General features: G+C 65.1%; 6 protein-coding genes. 4 read left to right on the forward strand and 2 right to left on the reverse strand.

Features of this window, described 5'->3' with window-relative positions; genetic code table 11:
- Positions 1 to 355 precede the first annotated feature (355 nt).
- From ACFFIO_RS12475 to ACFFIO_RS12490, 4 genes are all read left to right on the forward strand, one after another.
- Positions 356 to 1,792: an alanine racemase gene (locus ACFFIO_RS12475; RefSeq protein ID WP_378042222.1), complete on the forward strand. Its 1,437-nt coding sequence runs from the start codon at positions 356 to 358 to the stop codon at positions 1,790 to 1,792.
- An 89-nt stretch (positions 1,793 to 1,881) separates the two neighbouring features.
- Positions 1,882 to 2,547, forward strand: a complete 666-nt coding sequence (locus tag ACFFIO_RS12480) for a TetR/AcrR family transcriptional regulator (RefSeq protein ID WP_378042224.1) — start codon at positions 1,882 to 1,884, stop codon at positions 2,545 to 2,547.
- Positions 2,544 to 3,557 (forward strand): ABC transporter ATP-binding protein, encoded by a 1,014-nt coding sequence (locus tag ACFFIO_RS12485; protein WP_378042226.1) that lies wholly within the window; start codon positions 2,544 to 2,546, stop codon positions 3,555 to 3,557. The genes ACFFIO_RS12480 and ACFFIO_RS12485 overlap by 4 nt, the downstream gene beginning before the upstream one ends.
- Positions 3,554 to 5,224: an ABC transporter permease gene (locus ACFFIO_RS12490; protein WP_378042228.1), complete on the forward strand. Its 1,671-nt coding sequence runs from the start codon at positions 3,554 to 3,556 to the stop codon at positions 5,222 to 5,224. The genes ACFFIO_RS12485 and ACFFIO_RS12490 overlap by 4 nt, the downstream gene beginning before the upstream one ends.
- A 39-nt stretch (positions 5,225 to 5,263) precedes the next feature.
- Here ACFFIO_RS12490 and ACFFIO_RS12495 read toward each other — a convergent pair whose 3' ends face one another.
- Complete coding sequence (locus tag ACFFIO_RS12495) at positions 5,264 to 5,764, reverse strand: PKD domain-containing protein (RefSeq protein ID WP_378042229.1); 501 nt, start codon at positions 5,762 to 5,764, stop codon at positions 5,264 to 5,266.
- 534 nt (positions 5,765 to 6,298) lie between these two features.
- The coding region (locus ACFFIO_RS12500; RefSeq protein ID WP_378042231.1) for a DUF6318 family protein at positions 6,299 to 6,727 on the reverse strand (429 nt) is incomplete at its 5' end.

The following is a 6,727-nucleotide window of genomic DNA, read 5'->3' on the forward strand; positions in this document are numbered from 1 at the left end:
CAGCGCTCCGTCATGGGGGAGTCGTCCCAACCGGCGGATTCGCAGAAATCGCCAACATGCCATGGTCTAGTTGACATAATGTAGATTATCGGCGATTTATCCGGGTGGGTGAGGACAGGCGGCTGTGACCCGTGCCCGTCACAGTACGGACAGGTTCGTCATCGCCTACGTGGCATTCGGGTGGACGGTACTCGTTGGCCCGCCCACCGCTCCGGATAGCGTCCAATCTTGGGCACCATCGCGCATCCCACGGGAGTTCTCTCGGCGTCGGGTCCGTAACGCACCATCGCATCTACACAACGCACCATCGCATCAACACGGAGGGGAAAAGATTCTCATGGGTCGACAGAACACGGTGAGCACGCAGTCCGGCCGGACGTGGAGGCTGGTGACCCCGGTCCTGGGGCTCTCGGCGCTGGCCTTGGCTGGATGTGTGCAGACCGGCAGCACGGATCTGCAAGTGGAGACCGTGGGCCGCCCGACCGGCTCCGTCGCCCTGACCCCTTCGCACGGCGGGGTGCAGGGTGGCAACCTCGTCCTCGTGGACACCGGCGTCTCCCCCGACGGACCGGTGACGGCAGCCTTCGGCGACGACGCCGCCGTCGAGTGCGCCTTCGACGAGGCCTCGGCCCGGCACGCTTGCCTCGCCCCGGAACACGATGTGCCGGGCACGGTCGACGTTGCCCTCAGCGCAGACGGGACCCGCATCGCTGAGACGGCGTCCTATACCTACACGACGAACGGCACGCAGGACATGCCGATCCTGACGGTGGAAACGCAGACCGTGCGCAAGCATGCCGAGGAGATCCGCGCCGGCTTCCCTGAGGATGTCCAGCTGGGCGCCGTCCTGAAGAACGGCGAACCGGTGGACGTGTTCGGCAAGGTCATCAACGATGCCGCCCAGCCCGAGTACTTCTTCGTCCCGAAGCTGGACGACGCCATCGCTCTCCGGGAAGCCGGCATCGAGTCGAAGATTGCCATCCTGTATGTCTCCCAGGTCGAAGACATCCCGCTGATGCTGCACTACGACATCGAGGTCGCAGCCACGGATCCGGCCTGGGTCGCGGCGGCGGAAGAGATCGTGGCAGGAACGGGTGGCACGCTGCGGGTCCACCTCTGGGTCGACACCGGGATGGGCCGGGAGGGTGTCACCCCCGACCAAGCGCTCCCCCTGGCCCGTGCGGTGGAGGAGGCCAAGCACCTGGAACTCACGGGAATCGCCACCCACTTCTCCAGTATCACGGAACACGATGCAGCCGCCATCCAGGCCGGCGACACCACCAACACCACCGTGGCCCAGAAGACCCGTTTTGACGGTGCCGTAACGCAGATCAGGGACGCGGGATTGGGACAGGATGCCCTCATCCATGCCGGCGCGAGCGACGTGCTGCTGAACGAGCTCGATCCGTTGTACTACGACCTCTTGCGGATCGGCGGGATGTTCTTCGGCGGCAGCGCCGAGAACCGAGTCTACTCGTGGACCATGGAACTCCAGCAGGTCAAGACCCTCCCTGCGGGCTGGTGCATCGACTACGGCTGCACCGAGCCCACCCAGTCCCCGAAGAAGGTCGGGGTCATCACCCATGTCCCGGCCAGGGAGACCCAGGTGGTCTTCAGTGTCGGCGGCCAGGAGGTTCCGGTCCTGCTCAACCATCGCAACGTGATCACGCTGGACTTGTCCAATGTCCCGGACGCGGTCGTCGGCGATGAGGTCGTCATCGACTTCAATCCGGACTCCTTCTACATGCTCGATGCCAGCCTGCCCCTGCCGGTGACGACCTCGGGTGGGTGATTGATTGATTGACCAGGCGGAGGGCTGCTTCTCCCCCGGTCACTCTCAACCCTTGACGCGGTTTTGAACAGACGTTTAGTGTTTTGAACATGCGTTCAGCCTCCGATGATCAGACCACCAGGGCCCGGATCCGGGACGCTGCCATCCTGCGGTTCGCCCAGGACGGTCTGGAAGCCCCACTGCGCTCCATCGCCGCTGACGCCGGCGTCAGCGCGGGGCTGATCATGCACCACTTCGGTTCCCGCGCCGGGCTGCGCCGCGCCTGTGACGACTATGTCCATGCGTCCATCCGGGACAACAAGACGGAACTGATGCTGCCCGCCGGCGCACCCGCGGCGATGTTGGCCCAATTGGCCCAGCTCGAGGGCTATGCCCCTCTCGTCGGCTACATCCTGCGCTGCTTGCAGAGCGGTGGTGAGCTCACAAGTCGGCTTGTCGAAGGGATGGTGGCAGACACGGTCGACTACCTCAGGGAAGGCGTGCGTGCGGGCACCGTCTCCCCCAGCCGGGACGAAACTGCCAGGGCACGCCTGCTCACCGACTTCGCACTCGGGTCCCTGCTGCTGAACCTTCCTGAGGGGAAGGACCCCCTGAACCTGGCCGAGTTGCCGGCCTGGTTTGCCGCGTACGTGGACCGCATCCTCCAGCCCACCCTGGAGATCTTCACCGAACCGCTCCTCACGGATTCCACCCTGTTGGATGCCTCCCTTGAGGGACAGGGCTCCGCCCAGAGCACCGAAAGGACCACATCATGACCTCCCTACCAGCCACGCCAGCGATCGCCGTCGAAGCGAAGGGCCTGGTCAAGACGTTCGGAACCACCCGTGCCCTCGACGGCTTCGATCTGGACGTGCCCACCGGCCAGGTGACGGGCTTCCTCGGCCCGAACGGTGCCGGCAAGTCAACCGCGATCCGGATCCTGTTGGGCCTGCTCCGAGCCGATTCCGGCACGGCCCGAGTCCTGGGCCAGGATGCCTGGGCGGATCAGGTCGCCATCCACCGTCGGCTCGCCTATGTTCCCGGCGACGCGAGCCTGTGGCCCAACCTGACTGGTGGTGAGGCCATCGACGTGCTGGCCCGTCTGGGTGGCCAAGATCGCCGTCGGGAGGGCAAGCGTGCGAACAGCGTCCGCCGCGAGGACCTGCTCGAACGCTTCGAGTTGGATCCGACCAAGAAGGCCCGCACATACTCCAAGGGCAACCGTCAGAAGGTGGCCCTCGTCGCCGCCCTCGCCTCGGATGCCGAGCTGTTCGTCTTCGACGAGCCCACCTCCGGGCTGGACCCCCTGATGGAGGCCGTCTTCCAGGCCGAGGTTCGCGCCCTCCGGGACGAAGGCAGGACCGTGCTGCTGTCCAGCCACATCCTGGCCGAGGTGGAGAAGCTCTGTGACACGGTCACGATCATCCGCGCCGGAAGGGCTGTGGAGAGCGGCACCCTGGACGAGTTGCGTCACCTGACCAGGTCCACGGTGAACGCCACCCTCGACGCCGGCCCGCCCGCTACCGCAGGACCGTCCGGGATGCAGATGCATGGGCTGGATGGGCTTGAGGGCGTCCACGACCTGGCAGTCGATCAGGGGCGCGTCCGCTTCGATGTCGACCACCACCACCTCACCCGGGTGCTCGGCGTACTGGCCGATACCGGGGTGCAGAACCTGACGATCGCACCGCCGTCGTTGGAGGATCTCTTCCTGCGCCACTACGGCGATGGGGACGAGGACCGAGACCGCCAGTCTGAGCAGGGCCAGCGGGAGGGATCGCGATGACGGCGCCCGGCTGGCGTCGTCCTCTGGGGGCGGGCCCCGCCCATGCGGCGCCGAAGGCCGGTTCCCCGTTCACCGGGACCGGCGCGTTGCTGAGGCTCAACCTCCGACTCGACCGGGTCCGCCTCCTCATCTGGACGGTCGCGGTGGGGCTCGGCGTCTACGGATCTGTGTACTCGCTGGACCAGGCCTTCACCACTGAAGAGGCCATCCAGGCGCGCGGTGCCCTGTTGACCAACCCGGCCACCATCATGATGACCGGGCCGGCCTTCGCTGCGGACGACTACACCTTCGGTGCCATGGTGGCCAACGAACTCAGCCTCTACGTGTTCCTCACTGCCGCCATCATGGCCATCCTCCTGGCAGTCCGCCACACCCGCGCGGAGGAGGAATCCGGACGCTTGGAGATGATCCGAGCCCTGCCGGTCGGCCGTTTCGCTCCGGCCGCTGCGGCCGCTGCGACCGTGGCGCTGGCCTGCTTCCTCGTCGGTGCGGCCACCACCCTGGGGCTGGTATCCGTCGGCCATGAGGACCTGGGGCTGGACAGTTCGCTGGCCCTTGGTGCCGGCACCGCCCTGACGGGTTTGGTCTTCGCTGGCCTGGCCACTGTGGCCGCCCAACTGACCGAGCACGCCCGCAGCGCCACCGGCATGGCCATGGCGGGAGTTGCCGTGGCCTACCTGCTCCGAGGCGTGGGTGACGTGATCGAGAACACCGGTTCCTGGCTGTCCTGGTTCTCCCCCTTCGCCTGGGCCCAACAGACTCGTCTCTTCGTGGACCTGCGTTGGTGGCCGCTGGCCGTGTCCCTTGCCGTGATCGTCGTCCTGTTCGCGCTGGCCATCATCTTGTCCCACCGGCGTGATCTCGGTGCCGGACTGCGTCCGGCACGCCGCGGACCGGCGACGGTGGCCGGCGGCTTGCACTCCACCGCCGGCCTGGCCGGGCGACTCCAGCGAGGCTCGGCCCTGGCATGGGGCATCGGCGTGTTCTTCTTCGCCATCGCGATGGGCTCCCTGGCCAACTCGCTCGACGGCATGCTGGAAGAGAACCCGGCGCTCGCCGAGTGGATTGCCGTGGACGGTACGGACCTGACCGCAGAGTTCGCAGCAGTCATCCTGTCCTTCGTGATGATCGCTCCGCTGATCCTGGGGGTCTCCGGCATCCTGGCCCTGCAGGGTGAGGAGTCCACCGGTAGATCGGAACTGCTGCTCGTCTCCGGTCGCACGCGTTCCGGCTATCTGGCGGGGTGGTCCGTCACGGTGATCATCCAGGTCGCCGTCCTCACCCTGCTCGGAGGCGTCGGCGTCGGCGTGGGGGTCTGGGCGGGCACCGGGGACGCGCACTGGGTCGGTGAAATGACCCTGGCCGCCGCGGCCTACCTGCCGGCACTGCTGGTGGCCGCCTCACTGGCCCTGGCCCTGTTCGGATTCCAGCCCCGGTGGACCTTGCTCGCCTGGTTGTTCGTCGTGTGGATCGCCCTGGCCCTGTTCCTCGGCGACCTGCTTCAACTGCCGGACTGGGCCCTGGACCTCTCCCCCTTCGCACACACGCCGGCCCTACCCGGACAGGACGTCGAGTTGCCACCGTTGCTGGCGATGACGGCCATCGCCGTGGCGCTCACTGCGGTGGGACTCTGGGGCTACCGCCGCCGAGACCTCCAGTCCCGATAACGCGGCGGTCGCTCTCATATCCCCAGCGCCAGAGCTCGACTAGCCGTCGACGAAGGGGTTGCCGCAGGCCCAGCCTTGCGGGTTCTCGTGGCAGTCCTCGGCGACGTTCTTGGACTTGGACCGCCAGATGTCTGCGGTGACCGGCTCACTCGGGATCTCGGCGGTGCCCGGGATCGCGATCCACGGGCCATCGTTGACGGAGAACTGGCCTCGGTAGGACGTGGTCAGGCCCACTGGGTATTGGCCGGTGTCCTCGTAGATATGGCTGGTGGTGGTCTCCTGGTTGAACTCCACCTGTGGCCCACCCGGGTACGGATTCGACAGCTGCTCCGAGCCGTCCCCGTAGTCCCAGGTCCACTGCACCGGCACCGCCTGAATCGCCACCTGCTGACCCAGCATCGTGGTGTTCAACGTCTGGTCCTCCTCGGTCGCGAAGAAATTCGTATTCCCACGAATCAAACCGAAACCGCCCGAGTCAGACTCGATCTCCGACGGGGCGATATCCAAGGCACGGAAATCCGACAGAGTCACCACGGGCATCGGCGGAGGTTCGTCTGCAGACGAAGAGACCATCGGTTCATCCGGGCTCGAGCAATACGGAAGACCGATGCGATCGAAATTCAGTTCTTCATTCACGTATCGGCGACTGACGAGCTGACTTCCGGGCTCTGTACAAACAGATCGCTCGTTCTCCAGGCAACTTGCTTGTGCCTCTCCTTGTCTGTCGAGACAGAAGGACTGAACAACCTCGAGTAAAGTGTCTTCGTTCTCAATGCCCGCAGCCGGTGGTTGTGCATCTCCAGTAGCTGGAGCACCAATATTGGGAGAATTGTCCGATTCAGCCTCAGGCTGTGTTTCTTCTGATGCCGCTTCTCCGTCCGAACCGGGAATCCGTTGGTCGCCACCCACCTGTAGTGAATCCTGGTCAACTTGACCGTCGAAGCACTCCCAGCACATGCTCGCCGACACTTGAACGGCTAGAACTGGTGGGGACGCATGCATGAATCCGAACATGACCAACGCGCTCAAGACCGTCCAAGCAGCCAAGCGGTAACCGCCGCATCTGTTCATCAGTTATCCCAAGACTTCCATGGCGGTGATCTTCCACGCCTTGGCCTCAGCATCAAATACTGCTGTTCCGGACCAGTTTGATTCGGATTCCTCCATCGCTGACGCCTCATCAGCTATCGATCCATCAGGCTTGTACACCTGAATACTCGATTCAGTGACCTGGGTGACAAAGCTGCCGTTGGTCCGATCATCTTCTACGCGCGCAATTGGTTCATTGACCTGGGCGTCGTCAGCCATCGCCCAGCCGCCCTCTTGGTAAACCCAGTCCCAGATTTCGACCTGACGTTGGCACAGTTCACATCCATCTCCGGAGACTCGACCCAGAGGGTCGGGGTCTCCCGTCGACTTCAAGTACGAAGCACTGCCCCACCAGTACTCGACTGCGGCTTCAAGCCCCTCTTCCGTCGGCTTCTTCACTGCTTCGGGCATCTC

This window comes from Citricoccus parietis (genome assembly GCF_042433045.1).
GTDB classification, from domain to species: Bacteria; Actinomycetota; Actinomycetes; order Actinomycetales; family Micrococcaceae; genus Citricoccus; species Citricoccus parietis.

Bases quoted from the DNA above. Each gene is read 5' to 3' on its own strand.
- ACFFIO_RS12480 (WP_378042224.1), top strand. From the start codon at position 1,882: ATGCGTTCAGCCTCCGATGATCAGACCACCAGGGCCCGGATCCGGGAC.
- ACFFIO_RS12485 (WP_378042226.1), top strand. From the start codon at position 2,544: ATGACCTCCCTACCAGCCACGCCAGCGATCGCCGTCGAAGCGAAGGGC.
- ACFFIO_RS12490 (WP_378042228.1), top strand. From the start codon at position 3,554: ATGACGGCGCCCGGCTGGCGTCGTCCTCTGGGGGCGGGCCCCGCCCAT.
- ACFFIO_RS12495 (WP_378042229.1), bottom strand. From the start codon at position 5,764: ATGCCCGTGGTGACTCTGTCGGATTTCCGTGCCTTGGATATCGCCCCG.